Annotated in this window: 16 protein-coding genes, 1 pseudogene and 1 riboswitch; of the genes and pseudogenes, 1 reads left to right on the plus strand and 16 read right to left on the minus strand. The window is 51.7% G+C overall.

What is annotated here, in order from left to right; all coding sequences use genetic code 11:
• Window positions 1-16: 16 nt before the first annotated feature.
• The 10 genes and pseudogenes from PVA01S_RS00575 to PVA01S_RS00620 form a co-directional block, all read right to left on the minus strand.
• Window positions 17-1,168 (minus strand): N-acetylglucosamine-6-phosphate deacetylase, encoded by a 1,152-nt coding sequence (locus tag PVA01S_RS00575; protein WP_127604322.1) that lies wholly within the window; start codon window positions 1,166-1,168, stop codon window positions 17-19.
• A 20-nt stretch (window positions 1,169-1,188) separates the two neighbouring features.
• Window positions 1,189-2,214 carry a Gfo/Idh/MocA family protein gene (locus PVA01S_RS00580; protein ID WP_127604324.1) on the minus strand — a complete coding sequence of 342 codons (1,026 nt, stop codon included), beginning with the start codon at window positions 2,212-2,214 and terminating at the stop codon, window positions 1,189-1,191.
• On the minus strand, window positions 2,211-3,233 hold the full coding sequence (locus tag PVA01S_RS00585) for a Gfo/Idh/MocA family protein (protein ID WP_127604326.1): 1,023 nt from the start codon (window positions 3,231-3,233) through the stop codon (window positions 2,211-2,213). The genes PVA01S_RS00580 and PVA01S_RS00585 overlap by 4 nt, the downstream gene beginning before the upstream one ends.
• 87 nt (window positions 3,234-3,320) lie before the next feature.
• Window positions 3,321-4,589, minus strand: coding sequence for an ABC transporter substrate-binding protein (locus tag PVA01S_RS00590; RefSeq protein ID WP_164751691.1), 1,269 nt, complete (start codon window positions 4,587-4,589; stop codon window positions 3,321-3,323).
• 215 nt (window positions 4,590-4,804) lie between these two features.
• A complete protein-coding gene (locus tag PVA01S_RS00595) occupies window positions 4,805-6,412 on the minus strand; it encodes a response regulator (RefSeq protein ID WP_164751692.1) in 1,608 nt (535 codons plus the stop codon).
• A gap of 2 nt (window positions 6,413-6,414) precedes the next feature.
• A complete protein-coding gene (locus PVA01S_RS00600; RefSeq protein WP_164751693.1) occupies window positions 6,415-8,175 on the minus strand; it encodes a sensor histidine kinase in 1,761 nt (586 codons plus the stop codon).
• Window positions 8,176-8,241: 66 nt separating this feature from the next.
• The gene (locus PVA01S_RS00605) at window positions 8,242-9,069 is read right to left on the minus strand and encodes a carbohydrate ABC transporter permease (RefSeq protein WP_127604333.1); all 828 of its coding nucleotides are present in this window, start codon (window positions 9,067-9,069) and stop codon (window positions 8,242-8,244) included.
• A gap of 37 nt (window positions 9,070-9,106) precedes the next feature.
• Window positions 9,107-10,027: a carbohydrate ABC transporter permease gene (locus tag PVA01S_RS00610; protein ID WP_127604335.1), complete on the minus strand. Its 921-nt coding sequence runs from the start codon at window positions 10,025-10,027 to the stop codon at window positions 9,107-9,109.
• Window positions 10,028-10,288: 261 nt separating this feature from the next.
• Window positions 10,289-10,825 carry an ATP-binding cassette domain-containing protein gene (locus PVA01S_RS00615; RefSeq protein WP_307720660.1) on the minus strand — a complete coding sequence of 179 codons (537 nt, stop codon included), beginning with the start codon at window positions 10,823-10,825 and terminating at the stop codon, window positions 10,289-10,291.
• A gap of 37 nt (window positions 10,826-10,862) precedes the next feature.
• A pseudogene (locus tag PVA01S_RS00620) lies at window positions 10,863-11,540 on the minus strand (oligopeptide/dipeptide ABC transporter ATP-binding protein); the annotation flags it as partial.
• 274 nt (window positions 11,541-11,814) lie between these two features.
• Window positions 11,815-12,019: riboswitch (cobalamin riboswitch) on the plus strand.
• Between the two features lie 152 nt (window positions 12,020-12,171).
• Here PVA01S_RS00620 and metE point away from each other — a divergent pair.
• On the plus strand, window positions 12,172-14,466 hold the full coding sequence (gene metE, locus PVA01S_RS00625) for a 5-methyltetrahydropteroyltriglutamate--homocysteine S-methyltransferase (RefSeq protein ID WP_127604339.1): 2,295 nt from the start codon (window positions 12,172-12,174) through the stop codon (window positions 14,464-14,466).
• A 163-nt stretch (window positions 14,467-14,629) separates the two neighbouring features.
• On the opposite strand, the gene PVA01S_RS00630 is transcribed toward metE, so the two are convergent.
• From PVA01S_RS00630 to PVA01S_RS26400, 6 genes are read right to left on the minus strand one after another with little or no spacing between them, the layout of a single operon-like run.
• Window positions 14,630-15,154: a redoxin domain-containing protein gene (locus tag PVA01S_RS00630; protein ID WP_127604341.1), complete on the minus strand. Its 525-nt coding sequence runs from the start codon at window positions 15,152-15,154 to the stop codon at window positions 14,630-14,632.
• Window positions 15,155-15,211: 57 nt separating this feature from the next.
• Window positions 15,212-15,931 (minus strand): ABC transporter ATP-binding protein, encoded by a 720-nt coding sequence (locus PVA01S_RS00635; protein ID WP_127604343.1) that lies wholly within the window; start codon window positions 15,929-15,931, stop codon window positions 15,212-15,214.
• Window positions 15,924-16,742: an ABC transporter permease gene (locus PVA01S_RS00640; RefSeq protein ID WP_127604345.1), complete on the minus strand. Its 819-nt coding sequence runs from the start codon at window positions 16,740-16,742 to the stop codon at window positions 15,924-15,926. Before PVA01S_RS00640 ends, PVA01S_RS00635 begins: the two co-directional genes overlap by 8 nt.
• Window positions 16,739-17,293 (minus strand): nitrous oxide reductase accessory protein NosL, encoded by a 555-nt coding sequence (locus PVA01S_RS00645; RefSeq protein ID WP_127604347.1) that lies wholly within the window; start codon window positions 17,291-17,293, stop codon window positions 16,739-16,741. Before PVA01S_RS00645 ends, PVA01S_RS00640 begins: the two co-directional genes overlap by 4 nt.
• Window positions 17,290-18,639, minus strand: a complete 1,350-nt coding sequence (locus tag PVA01S_RS00650) for a right-handed parallel beta-helix repeat-containing protein (protein ID WP_244932865.1) — start codon at window positions 18,637-18,639, stop codon at window positions 17,290-17,292. Before PVA01S_RS00650 ends, PVA01S_RS00645 begins: the two co-directional genes overlap by 4 nt.
• Entirely contained in the window at window positions 18,639-18,812 is a 174-nt protein-coding gene (locus tag PVA01S_RS26400) for a hypothetical protein (RefSeq protein ID WP_155614316.1), read from the minus strand. The genes PVA01S_RS00650 and PVA01S_RS26400 overlap by 1 nt, the downstream gene beginning before the upstream one ends.
• Window positions 18,813-18,889: the final 77 nt, after the last annotated feature.

Consider the following 18,889-nt stretch of genomic DNA (forward strand, 5'->3'; position numbering starts at 1 on the left):
CCTCCTCCTTATGCCATTAAGGCTTCAAGTATTGGGTTTCCCCGCCTACGATGGTCTCTCTAATTTCCAGGGAACCCCGTTCATCAGGTCCTGTAAAGAGCGTGAAGTTGGCAGCACTACCCGGCCGCAGCCAATCTCCGCCTGGAAAGCCGAGGACACGTGCCGGACGAAGCGTGACCGCTTGAATCGCCTCATTCAGCGTAATTCCGGCAAGCTGTATGGCGCCTGCAATGCCCACATCCAGAGCTTGGGCAGAACCTGCCAATATCAGCGGTTGGTCTACGGGCGTGAGCTTGCCGTCGGCATGAAGCTCAACTTCCGCTCCGATTACGCTTGAATACCGGCCTGGCTTCATGCCTCCGAATTTCACACAATCGCTCACCAGAATGAATTGATCGCGCTTCGCTCGAAGCATCGCCTTTAACACAGCCTTACTCAGATGATGGCCATCTGCAATAAAAGTAGCGCACAGCCGGTCTTCCGCCAATTGATTCCATATGTAATGGGGATGCCTCGGTAATACAGGATGTGCACCGTTTCCCAGATGCGTCGACAAGGCAGCTCCTGCGGCTACCGCTTGTTCAAGCTGCTCCAGACTAGCGCAGGTGTGGCCTATGCTTACCGCAATACCGGCTGCCTTCAGTTTTTCAATAAAAGGGATAGCCCCTTCTCTTTCCGGTGCCACGGTAACCAGGCGGATCCGATTGCCCGACGCCTCTTGCCACTGGGCAAACTCATGCCAATCGGGATCCCTCACGAACGTCTTGTCGTGAGCCCCGCGTGGACCATCTTCGCCGGAGACATAGGGCCCCTCCAAATGGATGCCAATTACCGACTTGTTGACATTCGGATATTGCTCACAAGCCTCAGAGATGGCCGTCATGGCTTGCTTGATTCTCTCGAAGCTTCCCGTTATGACCGTCGGCAAGTAACGGGTAACGCCCTTTTCATACAGCGATTCCGTGACACCGGCCACATCCTGAACCGTTGTGATTTCACCGTTGAAGTCAAATCCGTTATAGCCGTTGACCTGCAAGTCAATCCAGCCCGGCGAAATCCAAGGAAGCCCTTCCTCTTCAGCAATGGAGCGGACCGAGACGATCAAACCGTTGCTGATTTCTACTTCAACCGCTTCATTTGTATCAAATCTTATCCCACGGGACCTCATTGATGATCACCCGCCCTTTGTCAGGATCGATCCGAATGGTCCAGAACGACTTCACGTTGTCGTTTAGAAGATTCGTAGGTGCCGAGAATAATGTCCAATGCATGAATTCCTTCTTCGCCTGGCACGATCGGGGCGCGTTTTTCTTGTACGGCGAGGGCCATGTCACGAATTTGGATGCGGTGTCCGTCCGGAATAACACGGAAAGGCTCGAACGTTGGGATTTGAATATCTTCTCCATCGACCTGTAACAATTCAATTTCATCTTCTTTATAAATGATGGAACCTTTCTCGCCGTGTATTTCCAATCGCTGACCCAAATCAGGGTATACCGTCGTCGTGATCTCCATCACTCCCATAGCCCCGTTCTGAAAGCTTAGCAGCGACACGGCCGTATCCTCTACCTCGATGTTTCTAAGCATCGTATGGGCGCGACCGTAAATCGACTTCACAGGACCGACGAGCCATTGCAGCAGATCAACCGTATGAATCCCCTGATTCATCATCGATCCGCCGCCATCGATCTCCCAAGTCCCCCTCCAGCCGGCGCTGTCATAATACTGCTGACTGCGGAAAATTTTCACATAAGCGTCGCACAAGCTTAATTTCCCAAGCTTACCGTCCGCGATCCATTTCTTTACAAATTGGGCGGCAGGCGACATTCTTCTTGGGAAAATAGTGGCCAGCAGCACACCTTGCTCCTTGCATTCCCGAATCATCCGGTGTGCGTCTTCCAAGTGAATCGCCATCGGTTTTTCCACCAGTACATGCTTACCGGCCCGTGCCGCAAGTATGGTTTGCTCCGCATGATACCCGCTTGGCGTGCATATGCAAACCACATCGATATCATCGTTGCGCAGCATATCTTCAAGCTGCGTATAAAGCTTGCCACCGTGTTTATCCGCGAACTTTTGTCCTTTCTCTGCTTCCGTTTCACAAACCGCAATCAGCTCGGCCTCCTCAACTTCTTGAATCGCATTGGCATGAATCTCGGCAATAACACCGCATCCCACGATCGCAAACTTCGTCGTTGTTCTTTCCTTCTTCATCGCTGAATCTTCCTCTCGTGCACATCTAAAATGGTTGCAAGCCCATCGGCCTTGATGGTCGCTTCCGTTGTCTTAAGAATATCGTTGTGGGTCAGGAGGGAATCCAAGCCTTGTATACGCCGGATGAAATCTTCCGTAATCGTGCATGGTGGCGAAAGGAGAGGGACCAAGACAGCAGGCTCTCCATTCGTCAGTTGAATCATGGTGCTCTCTTCTCGAACAAATGGATCCCCTTGCAGCCTTAGCTCGGCGAATCCTTCCGTTCCTGTTACGAAAATCCGTCCGTCACCCCACGTCCAGCTCTTGCCCGGGGTATGCCAATCGGCATAAAGCTGGGCCACGATACAATCCTCCATGACAACTTGAACGCTTGCCGTATTATAAAAGGTCGGGTGCTCAGGCAAAATCGTTTTGCCCACGCAGCCATCGAACTTTTCAATTTCTTTTCCCGTAAACCAGCGGAGAAGATCGAAATCATGAACAAGCAGATCAATCAGAATTCCGCCTGAAAGCTGCTTGGAGAAAAACCAGGCAGGCCGTTTCGATGCATCCAAGCGGTGAGGCTTTCGCATGCCGATCGTGACGATATCGCCTAAAGCACCTTGCTCGAGCTGCTGCTTCAACGTATAGATGGCAGGATGAAACCGTTCGGTGAGCAGCATGCCGATTTGAATGCGCCCCCTGTCAAGCACAGCCTTCAATCGCTCCAGTCCTTCCCTGCTTGTGACTGCCGGTTTGTCCAGCATCACATGCTTCCCGCGGCTTTCGCATAGCTCGATGACATCTATTTTATGTGCATTGATCGAAGCACAGCCAATGACAGCAATGTCGTCCCCCAGCAAGCTTTCTTTATCTTCCGCAAGAGGGATGCCGAATTGGTCAGCAAAGCCTTGGGCCAGCTCATCATTATCATCCTCAAATATTCCTGCGCAAGTGTAACCTAATTCCAGCATTTCGCTGATAAATATTCCAATATGCGCATGCTGACAGCCTATAATGGCAAACCGGCGTGAATTCATGTTCGCATTAATCCCCTTTACACCAAAAATATCGCTGGAAATATAGAAGTCCGCTGTTGAGCGGCCTTCTATATTCCTGCTATGAAATTAATTGTTCTTCTCGAAAATTTTATCGGCTTCCCTGCGGAAATCGGCTGCCGCTTCATCAATAGACGATTTGCCGAATTGCTGCTTTTGCACCGTCTGCTCAAAAAGCTTAGTCACTTCGCCCGCGCCTTTAGGTCCTCCATCGTACATGGACGGCTGAATGCTGGTCACATGCTGCAGCATATTCGCCATTTTTTTGTCACGCTCTGTGAATTTGGGGGTCAAGTACTCCAGCATTTTTTTATTTTCCGGCAAGCCTCTATCCATTTCCAGAATATCTGCGGCTTCCTTCGAGTTTAAGAAGAAGTCCAGAAACATGGCCGCTTCTTTCGGATGCTTCGATTTGGCAGATGCGGAAAGAAACATGGCAGGCAACAGCACGCTGCCGGTTTTTTTGTCCTTCGGATAGGAGACCATATCGATCTTGTCTTTCATCACGTTCTCATAAGCCGGGAACGTAGCCGTAAACTGGGGTCCCATAATGGGCACGACGCCCTTCATTAAGGCGTCCTTATTCGGATCGGCGTTTCCGATCGGCAGGAACGAAGCGGTCATCGTGGCCGGCGGCACGATGCCTTCTTTCCGGGCATCATCCCACATCTTCAGCCAGTTTTTGAAATTTTGATCATCATAGCCGAGTCGATTATTCTTGTACAACGTATCTCCGACGGAGAACAGATAGTACATGTAAGCCTCTAAGGACGTCGACATATCGAAGGCCCCATAGACCTTGTCGCCCAGCTTGGACTTGACCTCACGCGCTTTATCGAAGAACTCTTTCCAGGTCATGTCCAGTTTCGGCGGCTCGACGCCCGCTTGTTGATACATTTCTTTGTTGTAAATTAAGACGGAAGCGTTATCAGAAACCGGTAAACCGGTTAACTTACCGTTAATGGTTCCTTGATTTTTGATAACGTCCTCGTTTAGATCTTGCATTTGAATTTCCTTATTCGCGTAGGGTGTAAGGTCTGCCAGTACACCGCGGTCCGAATATTCCTTGATATACAGAATGCTCATTTGCATCAAATCAGGCGCATTGTTACCTGCTACCTGGGTAGAGAGCTTTTCCCAATACCCGTCGAAGCTTGTATATTCCGGCTTAATCTTGATATTCGGATGCAGCTGTTGGAACTTGTCGATCACTTTCAGCGTTCTGTCATGTCTGCCTTGACTTCCCCACCAGGCAAAGCGCAGTTCAACGTTTTGCTGCGCTTGCGGATCCTTGGAATCCTCTTTGGCTGGAGCGGCACTTTTCTGTTGTGTAGGCATACATCCTGCCAGAAGACCGCTACATAAAGTCAATGTTAGAAATGAAGTAGACAACCTGCGGCCTAATCGATCATACCTTGCCATTGTAGATACACCCCTTAAGGTTTACTGGTTTACAATCTCATTATAAAATTTCTGTTGTTTTATAAAATAAGAGAAATCTACAAAATGTATTAAAAAAATACAAAGCTTCGCGGTAAGAGCCATGGGGCAGCCTACTGATTAATTTCGGAGGGATTAAGTCCCGTATGCTTCTTGAAGAGCTGGCTAAAATACGCGTTGTTTTTATATCCGACCATCTGCGAAATCTCAAAGACTTTATAATTCCCGCTAAGCATGAGTTCCTTCGCTTTTTCCATACGAACCCTCGTCAAGTAGCTGTTGTAGTTCTCCCCGGTCGCCTGCTTGAAAATTTGACTCAAATAATTACGAGTCAAATACACCTTCTCCGCCAATACGTCCAGCGTAATATCTTCCGAATAATGCTCCTGCACGTACCGCATGATAAACTCGATCGTTTTACGGTGCTTCTGGGAGCCCCGCCGATTCATAACCTCGCACACCGGAAGAAGAAGGTCACGCAACCAAGCGGCAAAATCATCAACGCTGTACAGCAGCTCCAATTCCTTGTACATGTTGAAGCCTGCATGAATATCCTCGACCTGCAGTCCATGGTCATGTAAGGCGAGAGCCAGGACGGCGACAATGTCAATGGAAAATTCCCTGAGGACGCTAATGCTCGGGATGGCGCCCTTATGAAGGTTCTTGGTCAATTCGGCGATTCGTTCCTCCACAAGATCCTCTTGCCCCATCATGACAGCGTCTACAATAGCTTGATAGCTTTCCATCGGACGGCGTACAGTCGTTTTGGAAATATCTTTTATATCTTCTTCCGTGATTAACTGCTTATCGGACATTTTTTCCCGTTGGGCCAGCAAATCAATAGCACTCGCGTAAGATTTAGGAATGCCGCTTACATGATCCGCCGCTAAACCGACAGAAGCCCAGACCTGCAGCTTTAAATATTTTTGAATGTTCTCCAGAAATTCAGCCGCCATCTGTGTGACCTGCCGCTTTACGTTCTCCCTTTTGACCTGTGCTGGCGTCGACACGATCACCGTGATCAAATTCCGCTGGATATCTGCCACATAAACCCCTTTTTTATACTGCGACAGCTCGTCCACAATATTCTTGACGGCGTAGGCGAACAACGACAAATCACGGGGTCTGTACGAATTCCGCTCCCGGTTAATGAAAAATTCAATCAACAGCACCGTAAAATATTGTTGAGATAAATCCATCTTTAAATAATCGGACACTTTATCGAAAAAGGCAGTCTGGCAAAATCCGGGCTCAAGCAAGCCCTTCAGCATTTGTTTTTTTGTCGTCGACAAATTACGCTCCAGAAGCTCCCTTAATTCCTTTTCCTCTCGTTCGGAATGCATCTTCTTTCTGATTTTATCCGCCACTTCCTGCAAAACACGTTCAATTTCGTCCAGCGTAGCCGGTTTTGACAAATAATCGTTTACTTGCAGCTTAACTGCCGATTGAGCATATTTGAAATCCTCGTAACCGCTTAATATAATAACTTCCGCCCTGTTTCCTTCTTCACGCAAAGCCTTTAGCATCTCTATGCCGTCCATGACAGGCATATAAATGTCGGTTAAAATAATTTCGGGACGGTGGGCCCGGACTTGTTCCAATCCCTCTCTCCCGTTTTTGGCGGTTCCCGCCACCTCAATCCCATAATCGTTCCACCGGACAGAGCGGGTAAGTCCATGAATCGTAGTCATATCATCATCGATAATTACGGCCTTGATCATTTTCATTCCCCTTTTGCAGGATTCGCCGGCTCCGATAATAGCTTAGGCAGAGACAAGACGACCCTGGTCCCTTGGTTGATTTGGCTGTCCATTTGTACGCCGTACTGCTCTCCAAAATAAAGTTGGATCCGTTCATGTACGTTGCGGTATCCATTGTGTTCCCTGCCGGTTGCGACATGCTCAACGTCCATTCCTTTGCCGTTATCCTCCACGGTCAAATACAAGCTTTGCTCATCTTCCCGTCCGGAAATCGTGATCATTCCCTCCTCGTAAGCATGAAGGCCGTGAATGAGCGAATTTTCTACAAAAGGCTGAATAATCAGCTTGGGGATATAATATTTCTCCATCGATTCCGGCACGGAGATCACGAACTGAATTTTTTGTTTGTACCTTATTTTTTGCAATTCCACATAGCAATGAAGATGCTCCATTTCCCTGCGGACCGTGATGAAGCTCGCGCCGCTGGAAAGACCGATCCGCAGCATCTTGCCGAGCAGAGCCAGCATATGGCTGATTTCACGGGAGCCTGATTCAATAGCCTGCCAGTTGATCATATCCAACGTGTTGTACAAAAAATGAGGATTGATCTGCTCCTGCAGGATTTGGATCTCCGCTTCACGCTTCCGTCTATTCTGCTCGTTCACTTGAATAATCAATTGATCGATACGTTCTATCATTTGATTGAAATTTTCATTCATATCGCCGAATTCATTCTGGTAATCGTTTGTAATTTGCACATCCAGCCTGCCTGTTTTCATTAATCTCATGGCACGAATCAAATTGCGGATCGGAAGGACGAATTGCCGGGATAACAAAAAGGCCATGACAATGGCAAGCAGGATACAAAAGATGGCCGCCACCAGGATGACGTTTTCAATACGGCGGCTCCCCTTCGTAATATTGTCCCACGGTATAATATCCATAGTTATCCATGAAGTACGAGCCTGCTTATTCCAGATGATCAAGTTTTTCTCCGCGAAGCTGGCTACCGCATAATGATCATCTGCCGATTCTTCTATAATTGCAGCAATTCTGCTTTTTATATGCTCGTAGGATACCTGATCGGCCGGATCGTCATTAAACTGCGCAATCAGCCTGTTGCGGGTATCGAAAATAAACCGGCTGACCTCCGTCGCGCTGCTGGAGGCGATCTTCTGCATAGACGACATCTTCAAATTGATGACGAGGATTCCAACCTCTTTGCCTGAAGAGGAGAGCACCTTTCTTGCAAAGCTAACTACCATTCGTTCATCGACGGGATAGCTTTCCACCTCGATGGGATGAGTCCCCACCCAGCAATAATCGGCATCCTTAATCTCGTTAAACCATGAGCTGCTCTCTAAAATTCCATAATCATACACGCCGTTTGCCGCGATATGATGATTCAACGAAGTGTCTTTGGCATACAGCTGAACGGAATGTATGCCTTCCTTGACATAGCTGAGACGGCTAAGTAAATCCATAATATCCGAGGTTTGCCCGATTCGCTCGAAGCTGTCTTCGTTATGCTGTAAATATTGGATCAGCTTCGGGTTACTGGCTAGCACCAAAGAATCGTTCTCAACCGACTGTAATTGAATGTCCAGCTGCTTATTAATCTCGTTCAGCAAGAGCTTTCTTGAAGAAATGGTTTGCTCGACGACTTCCTGATTCGTGATATAATAACTCGTTATTCCGAGAAGGGAAATCAATATAGCGGAAATCAGAATAAATGAAGTAAAAAACGTTGCTTGAAAAGAAAACGTTTTAAATGGATTCCTCATGCCCCTATCACCTGTCGCTGTGTAATTTAGCTTTAGCATAAGGTCAAGTAAAGCGTTTTGCAAACATTATCCCTTGATCCCCGTTGTGGTAATTCCCTCCACGAAATATTTTTGGGCCACGATAAATATGACAAAGCACGGTATAACCGACAGCAGCGACATCGCATACATAGGTCCCCATGTTACCGCCGATGAATTATCCAGGAATAGACGCAGGGCCAGCGGAACCGTGTATTTGGCGGTATCAGTCAAGTAAATCATCTGCCCGAGAAAATCGTCCCAGGTCCAGATGAAGCTGAAAATCGCCGTTGTAATAAAAGCGGGCGTACACAGAGGCAGTACGATCTTAAACGCAATTCCAGGCGTCGTACAGCCGTCTATTTTCGCGGACTCGTCCAAATCTTTAGGAATTCCACGAATAAATTGGATGAGCAGAAATACAAAAAACGGGCTAACGGCCAAGAAATGAGGAACAATCAGCGGCAGGGTAGTTCCCACCCAATCGAAATATTTAAACAAGATATACTGCGGAACCAACGTAACCTGGGTAGGAAGCATTAAGGTTAACATCAAGATACCGAACCAAAACCGCTTTAAGGGGAAATTCAATCTTGCGAAACCGTACGCTACAAATGCGCTGGAAAGCAAGGTCCCGATAACGGAAAGCACCGCTATGAAAAAAGAATTGTAGAAAAAATGCGCAAAGCTGAAGCCCGGAATCGCTACCCAGCCATCATAGAAATTTTCCCACTGAAACTCGGTAGGAATCAAATTGGACTTAGGTATTTCTTCATTTGATTTCAGAGCGTTCCCAACCAGCCAAAAGATAGGATAAATCATCACCACGCTGCAAAGTGTTAAAAATGTATATTGATAGAGCCTGTTTTGTTTCATCGAGCCGCCACCTCATCCATTAAAATAAGAGCTTGTTTTACGTTTCATAATGAACCCATTTTTTGGAAGACCAGAACACAAGAGCCGTGAACAAAGCGATGATCGTAAGCAAAATCCAAGCTAAAGCACTGGCGTAGCCCATATTAAAGTAAGCAAACGCTTTCTGATACAGATACAAGGCATAGACTAGCGTCGAGTTAATAGGACCGCCCTTCGTGACGATAAAGGCTTGCGTGAACATTTGGAAGCTCCCGATAATTTGCATAACCAGGTTAAACAAGATGATCGGCGTCAGCATCGGTAAGGTGATTGAAAAGAAGGAACGAAACTTGGAAGCGCCATCCACCGAGGCCGATTCATAAAGATCCTTTGGTATTTGCTTTAAGCCTGCCAGGAAAATAACCATGGAAGATCCAAACTGCCACACGGCGAGCATCACCAGCGTATACAGCGCTGTCTCAGGCGTATTGATCCAGTCGATGCCTTGTATGCCAAGGAAGCTCGCAAACTTGTTTATAAATCCATCCATTCCAAAAAGGTTTCGCCAAATGGCGGAAATCGCTACGCTGCCTCCGACCAGTGACGGCAAATAAAAGATAGCCCTGTAAACGGACATGCCGCGAATAGGCTTAAACAGAAGCATGGCCACCATTAAAGCAAAGAACAGCTTTAATGGCACCGACAGCACCACATAGGTGATCGTGACCCGCAGCGCGGTCCAAAAATCTTTATCGTCCGTAAAAATTTCCTTGTAATTCTCAAACCCTACCCAAGAGGGCAGCTCTAACAAATTATATTGAGTCAGGGACAAATAAAAAGATTGGGACATCGGTCCGATTGTTAAAACAAATAAACCAAGCAACCAAGGCGCAATGAACACATAACCCCAAATAGGTTCTATCCATCGGTTAAGTTTTCCTGAATGATTGCGTTTTGACGCTTGCGTTAGTTCTGTCATCCTTCTCACTCCCGTATTTTCATCTAGATCACCGCTTGTAAACACATCTTAGCTTTTGGAGCTCTTCATATAAATGAGAGAAATCTATAATTATTTATAAAAATATACACGGTTTTGCCGGATGCCTTGAGCAACGCGAAGGGGGTGTCCCCAAAGGTCATAAATAGACCCTTGGGGACACCCCCTTCACTTGCCTGCTCTATATGTGCCCGGACACGGGTTTATATGGCGTGATCCAAATTTTACAAGCGTGTGCCCCGCTCAACGACCCGGCTGCACAGCCTGCGGATCAGCTGCCGCTCGTGGCTGATGACCAGTATGCCCGCGCCGCGCCGCGCCGCCCAGCCCAGCACGGTCTGCCAAGATTTGCGCTTGCGTAATCGCATCGAGCATCGTCGTCATTTCATCGGCAATCAGATAACGGGTGCCGGGTCCGAGCGCCCGCGCGACGCAGATCCGCTGAAGCTCTCCTCCGGACAGCTCGTTCGGGAAGCGGTCCAGCCATTCCGGCTCGATACCCAGCCCGATAAGCAGCGATTCGTCCGGCGTCCCTCCTTCCAGCAGCGTGCGCCGCAGCTTCCAACGCAGATTGACAGCCTGCTCCGGATGCTGAACGACCATCTGCACCGGATTGCGGCCCCGGGCGGGAAGCGGAGACCCGTTGACGACAACGCTGCCTTCTTGCAGCCGTTCGTGACCGGCAAGCAAGCGGGCGAGCGTGGACTTCCCGCTGCCGCTCGCCCCGACCAGTCCGACGATTTCACCGGCTTCGATTCGCAGCTCTTCGTTCTTAAGCAACCAGGACTCTCCGTACCGGAAGCTCAAGTTTCGCCCTTCAAGCGCCATGCAAGCACCTCACCATCCCGCCCCGCACCGTCCGAGGCTCCGGAGGCGTTACGCCGCATTCCGGCGTGGCCCATGAACAGCGCGGAGCGAAGGCGCAGCCCGGCGGCAAAGCGTCCGGCAGCGGCTGCGCGCCGGGAATCGGGACAAAATCGTTCTGCGGTAAAGCGCGCCATAACGCCCGGGTGTAGGGGTGGCGCAAATCCGCTCCATCGCCGGCAAACTCCTCGCAGCAGGCGATTTCGACGACGCTGCCGGCGTACAGGACGGCAATCCGGTTGGAGACGGATAACGCCGCTTCGATATCGTGCGTAATGAGCATGACTGCGCAGCCCCCGTCGGCCAGCTCCCGGAATCGGCCGAGCGCCTCCCGGAGAGCCGTCTCGTCCAAACCCGGGGTCGGCTCATCGGCGATGACGAGCCGGGCTCCGCTCACGGTTGCCGTCGAGACCAGGACCCTCCTTGCCATGCCTCCGGACAGCTGAAACGGGAACAAGTCGGCCGCTTCGGGCTTCAGCCTGTATCTGGCAAAGGCGCTTCGCTGCCGTTCTATCGGATCTCCGGTCCGAACGGCCTGTCTGACCTGACGGCCGACCCGCATCAACGGGTCCAAATATTGCACCGATTGTGGGACAAGCGCAATATCCCTGCCTCTCAGCTGTGCCACCCGCATCGATCGTTAGCCCGAGCTTGTGAATCGTAAACACATTTTCAAACTCAAACACTCCTTCGAATTAAGTTGTTAACGTGTTCAGTAGCACGTTAAAGATATATAGTAGCACTTGTATAGCGTAGCACATGAAACCAATTTCTGTCACTACAATTGTGCTATTATTTTTAAACTTTGTGTTACAACAACCGCTGCTCTGCCTCTTCTCCGCTTGTTCGTAAAAAAGGTTTGAATAAACCTAAGAAATATTGTACTATTACTCGGTATTCGATAATTGAATCATGTGGAAATAGGTGCTCCGGACCGGTCGTTATGCCGGGCGGAGCTTAAAAGGGAAGTTCGGTGAAATGCCGACGCGGTCCCGCCACTGTAACAGAGGAGTCGAACGTCACCCGGCGCCACTAATCCTTCGGATTGGGAAGGCCGACGCAAGACGATGATTCTGGAGCCAGGAGACCTGCCTATTTTGACAGCACTGCTTTTACCTACGGGAGATAGGGAGGTGTTAAAGATGGCAGCCGCCGTACAAACAATCGGGAGGCATCTTTACCCTTGACTTTTACTGGGTAAAGATGCCTTTTTTGCATGGGAAAGCACCGCTTATGAAAACAAATGAACTGGAGGAATACCTATGAACCGAGCATTAAGCAGCAACCTGGGATATCCGCGAATCGGCGGCGGGCGCGAATGGAAAAAAGCGCTTGAGGCCTTCTGGGCCGGAAAGCTGCAGGAGACAGAGCTGGTCAGCCGCATGGAAGAAATACGGCTCAACCATCTTCGCACCCAGCAGGCGAGCGGCATCGACTTGATCCCTGTCAACGATTTCACCTTCTACGACCACATGCTGGATACGGCAGCGATGTTCGGGCTCGTGCCCGGCCGTTTCGGTTACGAAGGCGGCGAAGTTCCGCTGAGCGCCTATTTCGCGATGGCCCGCGGGAGCGAGGGCGCCCCGGCCTGCGAGATGACCAAATGGTTTAACACCAACTACCACTACATTGTGCCGGAGCTGAACGGCGCCGAGCCGCAGCTGACCGTGAACAAACCGCTCCTGGCCTACCGGGAAGCCAAACTCCGTCTCGGCATTGAAGGCAAGCCCGTCTTGATCGGGCCGTACACGTTCCTGAAGCTGTCCAAGGGCTACAAGACCGAGCACTTCGATAAGCTGCTGGAGCGGTTCGTGCCTTTGTATGCCCGCATATTGAGCGAGCTTGAGCAGGAAGGCGCGCAATGGGTGCAGATCGATGAGCCGATTCTTGCGACCTCATTAACGGAAGCCGATATGGAGCGGGTCGCATTCGTTTACAAGAAGCTGCACGAAGCGGCCCCACGTCTTAAGCTGATGCTGCAAACGTACTTCGACGCCGTCGATCTGTATGAACACATCGCTGCGCTGCCGGTGCAAGGCATTGGCCTCGACTTCGCTCACGGGCTGGACAAAAACAGCGAGCATTTGCTGCAATATGGATTTCCTGCAGATAAGACGCTTGGCGTCGGCTTGATCGACGGACGGGGCATTTGGCGTTCCGATCTGGACGCGCGGCTCCGGCTGCTCCACACGTTGTCCCCGATCGTCCCGTATGAGAGAATGATGATCCAGCCAAGCTGCAGCCTGCTTCATGTTCCGGTCACGGCCGCACATGAAACGAAGCTGGAGCGTACGCTGCGGAACGCACTTGCGTTCGCAAACGAGAAGCTCGAGGAGCTCGTACTATTGACCCGAGCCGTGAACGAAGGTCCCGCGGCAATCGCAGCCGAGCTGGAACAAAGCCGTCAAGCGGTTCAGGAGCTCAACGCCTCCCCTTCCCGAAACAACGAACGGGTGCAGTCCGAAACGAGCCGGATCGCCCTCCAGCCGTCCGAGCGAAGCCGGCCCTTTGCGGAGCGGCGTGCCGTTCAGCAGAGCAAGTGGAACTTGCCGTTCCTGCCCACGACTACGATCGGCAGCTTCCCGCAGACGCTCGAAGTGAGACAGGCCCGGAAACATTGGAGAAGCGGCGAATGGAGCCAGGAGCAGTATGAAGCCTTTATCCGGGAACAAATTCGGACCTGGATCGCTTTGCAGGAGGAATTGGATCTGGATGTGCTCGTTCACGGTGAATTTGAACGGACGGATATGGTGGAATTTTTCGGCGAGAAACTGGACGGTTTTGCGTTCACGTCGAACGGCTGGGTACAGTCCTACGGCTCCCGCTGCGTGAAGCCGCCTGTCATATACGGCGACGTGGAATTCACAAAGCCGATGACGGTCGATGAAACCGTCTATGCGCAGAGCTTGACCGCTAAACCGGTCAAAGGCATGCTGACGGGCCCGATTACCATTCTGAACTGTTCCTTCGTCCGGGACGATATCCCGCGGGAGACGGTGGCCTATCAGATCGCTTTGGCGCTTCGCCGCGAAGTGGAAGCGCTCGAACGCGCCGGTGTGGAAATGATCCAGATGGACGAGCCTGCACTTCGCGAGGGGCTGCCGCTGAAGCGGGAAGATTGGCAGAAGTATCTGGAGTGGTCGGTGCTTGCCTTCCGGCTGGCTACATCGACGGTCAAGGATACGACGCAAATCCATACGCATATGTGCTACTGCGAGTTTCACGATATTATCGATTCGATCCGTGCCCTGGATGCGGACGTCATCTCCATCGAGACGTCCCGCAGCCACGGCGAATTGATGCACAGCTTCGAGGAGCACACCTACGATCACGGCATCGGTCTTGGCGTGTACGACATTCACAGTCCGAGAGTGCCTTCCGTGGATGAGATGGTGCGAATGATCGACCGCGCGCTTGCCGTGCTGGACCCCGAATTGTTCTGGATCAATCCGGACTGCGGACTCAAGACGAGAGGCGTTGACGAAACGATCGCAGCCCTCCGGAATATGGTCGCTGCCGCCAAACAGTACCGGGAACAAAGCTTGAAGCCGGTCTGATACATGCTCCAGCGGGCTTAACGACTCTCAGGAAACATATCCGCCACACAACAACACAACGGCCGCTTTCCGATTATCGCCGGTAAAGCGGCCGCTCTATTCATTCGGGAAGCCGATGTTCACGACATCGGACAACCCGTCGGATGAAACGATAAAGACAGGTTTACGGCCGTATGCTGCGCAACAGTTCCTTGACCTGACCACTACCGGCCATCTCCCCGGGAACGACGCTCACGATGCAGCCATCGCTGTCGATCAGGATGGAAGTCGGCAGGCCGACGATCTGATAGCTCCGGGCCGCCTCTCCGCTCGGATCAAGCAGCACGGGAAAGGCCAGTCCTTGCCGCGAAGCGAACTCGCTCACCGTTCCTCTGGACTCCCCCACATTAACGGCCACGATCTCCACACCTGGCATCCCGGTGCGATAAGCTTCATTCATGCGCGGCATTTCGCTAACGCAAGGGCCGCACCAGGAAGCCCAAAAGTTCAGAAGAACGTCCTTCCCGCGATAATCGGACAGCTTGACGGCGCTTCCGTCCAGACCGATTATCGAGAAATCGGGCGCTTGTCCTCCAGGCCGAATCGTTCCGGCTTCGCGTGTACCCGATTGCACCAGCGCATAAACTGCCGCCGCCAAGATGAGCGTTACCGCCAGCAGGGCCATCCATTTTCGCCCAGCGGTCCCCATTCGCTTCCCTCCTTCCAGACTTCTGAGGCTTCCGCCTATCCAAAGCTTCGCACCGCCCTAGCGGAACCCGAACAGTTTGGCGAATACAGCCTGCAGGCCGTAAGAACCGTACGCTTGAATGAAGGATGCCGTCGTCCCTTCCTCCACGATCCGCCCCTCCTTCAGGAACACGACATGGTCAGCCGCCGCTTCCGCCACTTGAAGCTGGTGAGTCGAGAAGATGACCGCATGTCCTTCCTGCTTGGCATATCGGACCAGGTCTACGAAGGAATCCATCCAGTACGGGTCAAGACCGTTCGTCGGCTCATCCATAACCAGCAGCGGGGGCTTCGCCAGAAGCGCCTGCGCGAACAAGAGCCGCTGCCGCATCCCTTTGGAGAACGACGTGACGGGTTTGTTCTTCACATCGGCCAAGCCGACAAGGGTCAAGGTTTCGTGAACACGCGAAGGGGACACTTTCCTTAAGGAAGCCCAGAACGCTAACGTTTCCTCTGCGGACAACCCTTGGCCGAACAGGTAGTCATCCGGCATATACCCGATTTGCTCCGCATACGCTTTCCGGCTTTCTTTCCATGAAAGTCCGTTCACCTCAATCGTTCCATGCGTCGGCTGAAGAATGCCGACGATCATGCGCAGAATGGTGCTCTTACCGGCTCCGTTTCCGCCGCATAGCGCAAGCACCTGTCCGCGGTCTACCTGCATATCCAGCGAATGAATAATCGGCTGACCGCCGATGTCCTTCTTCACGCCCTGCAGGTGCAGCACCGTGTCAGCCACGAGAACGCCCCCTCTCCCAGATCAGATGGGCGAAGCCCTCGGACACGGCAATCCAAATCAGGCAGAGCGCCAGAAACAGCCACGTCCCCGCCGGTCTTCCGATCCAGCGCACCCACTCGTAGTACTCGGGACCGAGAGCGGACCCCCCACCCAGCTTTACGACGACGAACAGCCGCACCAGCTCGGCCGGATTCATCAGCGTCAGCGTCACCAGCAGCGGCTTGATCCATTGGAATGGCATCAGGCCAAGCACCGCGATCAGCAAGGTCGGCCAACCGACTACGGCAAAGAACCAAACCGCGACGCCCATCGTAAGCGCCTGCCAGCGATTTTGAGCCAAGGTGCCGAGCACGAGCGCAATCGCGAGGAACAGCAGCACCAGCCCGGAGGAAAACGCTAGGAAAAGTCCGAAGGTGTCCTCCTCCAGTCCTCTCCCTGTCAACGCACCGGCAACCCCCGTCAAACCGTAGCCGAAGGCGACAATGGTCAGCAGCACGACGGTTAATCCGATGTATTTGCCCAGAATAAACGAGAGTGTAGCGAGCGGGTAGGTCGACAGCAGCTGCCAGCTCCCTTCTTCCTTCTCTGCGGTGAGCGAGAACGAACCAAGAAGCAGCGTCATGAGCGGCAGCAGATACAAAATGAGGTTCAGCATCGACGAGGTGGCGCTGGAATACCCTTGTACGAAGCTTTGCGCGTTAATTAACAGCAGAGACAAGCTGAATAAAGTAAAAAGGGCCATAAACGAATAGGCCCACGGGTTCCTGAAGCCGACTTTCACTTCGCGAAGCGCGATATGCAGCACATTCATTTGCCATGCATCCCTTTGTCCCCGGCGCCCATGCTTCCGCCTGACTCCGAGTGGGCGTTCTTGTCATGATTTCCGCCCATATCCATCGAACCCTTGCCGCGCTCCCATGAATGCGTTCCCAGCTCTGCTGCGGACATCAATTTGCCTTTCTTTTGCCCGTCTATAAATTTCTGGGCCTCCGTCTTATCCTTGAATGCGTATATGCCGTAAGCCATCGGTGATTTAAATGAAGGGTCGTATACATAGGAAGCATCTTCGTATGGAATCCACTCTTTGTTGTTGTAATCCCGCACAAACTGGGCTCCGATGTTGGCCGTGCCGTTCTTCCGCTTCCACTCATTCATGCAGCCCAAATCGTCGAACTTGAACGTCTTTCCTTCCTTCGTCGTCAATTGTACGGCAAAGGCGTCGTCTTTGACCTGCATATTGCAAATTTCACACTTGTCGGTTTCTTCATCGATGGGAATCGCCTGATACTTGGCTTGTCCGCACCCGGATAACATAGCAATGACGAAGAGAACAGCGAGAACCGACCAAGCTTGTTTTTTCATGTTCGTTTTACCCCCAGATATAAAATTGTAAAGACGGAAAGAAACAGCAGCAGCAATCCGGCAGCAAGCGTGCCTGCCGAACCGGAAGAAGCATCTCCCGCTTCGCTGCGGATTTCAGGGTTCATTAAAGGCGCTTTATCGACGGACCATTCGGCTTTACCCGACGTATACATGCTTTCGAGGAAGAGCATGCCCGGTGATTGAAAAAATAATTGATAGGCGGGCGTAGCCGACGTCAGCCGCTGAAAAAAAGGATTGATCGCATAAGAAAGCTCGCTGGAACCGTCGCCGTTCGTATCGATGCCGCGAAACGCTTCCCAGTAGTTTCCAGAGAACGCGTTGAGCTTGCTCTCGCTCGCTTCCGCCTCAATGACATTGCGGGTGAAGCGATTCGACACAAAGCGGTTCCCTTCGGATTCCAGAAACTGGACGCCAACGAAGTTTTGCACGACCTCGTTGTTCCGGAACTCGTTGCGGTGCGATTGCTCGATATAAAGTCCGACCCGGTTCCCTTCGACTTTATTGTTAAATATGCGCGACGTTTGCACATCAAAAAAGAGCAGGCCCTGCGAATTGACGCTTTCGCTTTGCTTGAAGAACTTGTTGCCCGTCACTTCGACATCCTTCACGCCCATGATCATCGCGCCCGTCACGTTATACGAGCCTACGTTGTCTCGCATGACCGTTCCGTCGATATACATGCAATGAAGGCCGTATCTGGAGTGCTCGATCCGGTTGCGTTCTACTTGAATGCGATGACTGTTTTCCATATAAATGCCATCGTTCATACTGGAAATGTAATTGTCGACAATCCGGTTGTCATGGGAATTGAAAAGATCGATGCCGTTCCGCTTATCCGACAGCTTGACAGCCGGCTGACCCGGACTATCCATCCAACGGATCGCGGTATGGCGAATTTCATTGCGCCCGCCGTCGCGCAATACGATGCCGTAGGAACGCGTACGGATGTCGAGCGATTCCAATACGGCACCGCTCGCCGTCACAAGAACCGCAGCCGTTTCTTCCCGCCCTTCCTGAACAATTTGCAAGCCTTGCACATGTACGCCGTCGGCACGGATCTGAACGGCGGATTGGTTCGCGCCGTTTCTAAGCCGGACGGTGCCTTCCGCTTGAATCCGGATCGGCTTGTCAATCGTTATCGCGCCTTCATACTCGGCGGATTTCAGTGTAAGCGTGCCTCCCTTCGGCGTGCGATTGATCAACTGCTGAAGGTTCAGGTTCGCGCCGTTATCGGCCGCTAGAGCCGTCTCCCCTCCGGACAGGCACACACCGAGAGCTACGGCTATGCCAACTATCGCCCACTGCCTGATCAACAACCCGCGCATCATAACACCACAAGCGGCTTGTACGGGCTCAGGGGCAGCAAATCCCCTGGAGCAAGCTGCCGATTGACCGTATTCGCTACAAACTTGTCCAACATTGTCCCGCTTCCGTCTGTCCTTGCTTCCGGTATACCGGGCAGGCCGCTGTTCCCCGACTTGCGAATCTCAAACTGCACGTTCGCTCCCTCCTCCTTCGCCATTCCTTAGATGGACCGCGTCCCTAATTACTTGTTGCGAAGAGACGGGAACGGGC

This window comes from Paenibacillus validus NBRC 15382, assembly GCF_004000985.1.
GTDB classification, from domain to species: domain Bacteria; phylum Bacillota; class Bacilli; order Paenibacillales; family NBRC-103111; genus Paenibacillus_G; species Paenibacillus_G validus.

Coding starts and splice junctions, on each gene's coding strand:
- PVA01S_RS00575 (WP_127604322.1), bottom strand. CDS start 1,168: ATGAGGTCCCGTGGGATAAGATTTGATACAAATGAAGCGGTTGAAGTA.
- PVA01S_RS00580 (WP_127604324.1), bottom strand. CDS start 2,214: ATGAAGAAGGAAAGAACAACGACGAAGTTTGCGATCGTGGGATGCGGT.
- PVA01S_RS00585 (WP_127604326.1), bottom strand. CDS start 3,233: ATGAATTCACGCCGGTTTGCCATTATAGGCTGTCAGCATGCGCATATT.
- PVA01S_RS00590 (WP_164751691.1), bottom strand. CDS start 4,589: ATGCCTACACAACAGAAAAGTGCCGCTCCAGCCAAAGAGGATTCCAAG.
- PVA01S_RS00595 (WP_164751692.1), bottom strand. CDS start 6,412: ATGATCAAGGCCGTAATTATCGATGATGATATGACTACGATTCATGGA.
- PVA01S_RS00600 (WP_164751693.1), bottom strand. CDS start 8,175: ATGAGGAATCCATTTAAAACGTTTTCTTTTCAAGCAACGTTTTTTACT.
- PVA01S_RS00605 (WP_127604333.1), bottom strand. CDS start 9,069: ATGAAACAAAACAGGCTCTATCAATATACATTTTTAACACTTTGCAGC.
- PVA01S_RS00610 (WP_127604335.1), bottom strand. CDS start 10,027: ATGACAGAACTAACGCAAGCGTCAAAACGCAATCATTCAGGAAAACTT.
- metE (WP_127604339.1), top strand. CDS start 12,172: ATGAACCGAGCATTAAGCAGCAACCTGGGATATCCGCGAATCGGCGGC.
- PVA01S_RS00630 (WP_127604341.1), bottom strand. CDS start 15,154: ATGGGGACCGCTGGGCGAAAATGGATGGCCCTGCTGGCGGTAACGCTC.
- PVA01S_RS00640 (WP_127604345.1), bottom strand. CDS start 16,742: ATGAATGTGCTGCATATCGCGCTTCGCGAAGTGAAAGTCGGCTTCAGG.
- PVA01S_RS00645 (WP_127604347.1), bottom strand. CDS start 17,293: ATGAAAAAACAAGCTTGGTCGGTTCTCGCTGTTCTCTTCGTCATTGCT.
- PVA01S_RS00650 (WP_244932865.1), bottom strand. CDS start 18,639: ATGCGCGGGTTGTTGATCAGGCAGTGGGCGATAGTTGGCATAGCCGTA.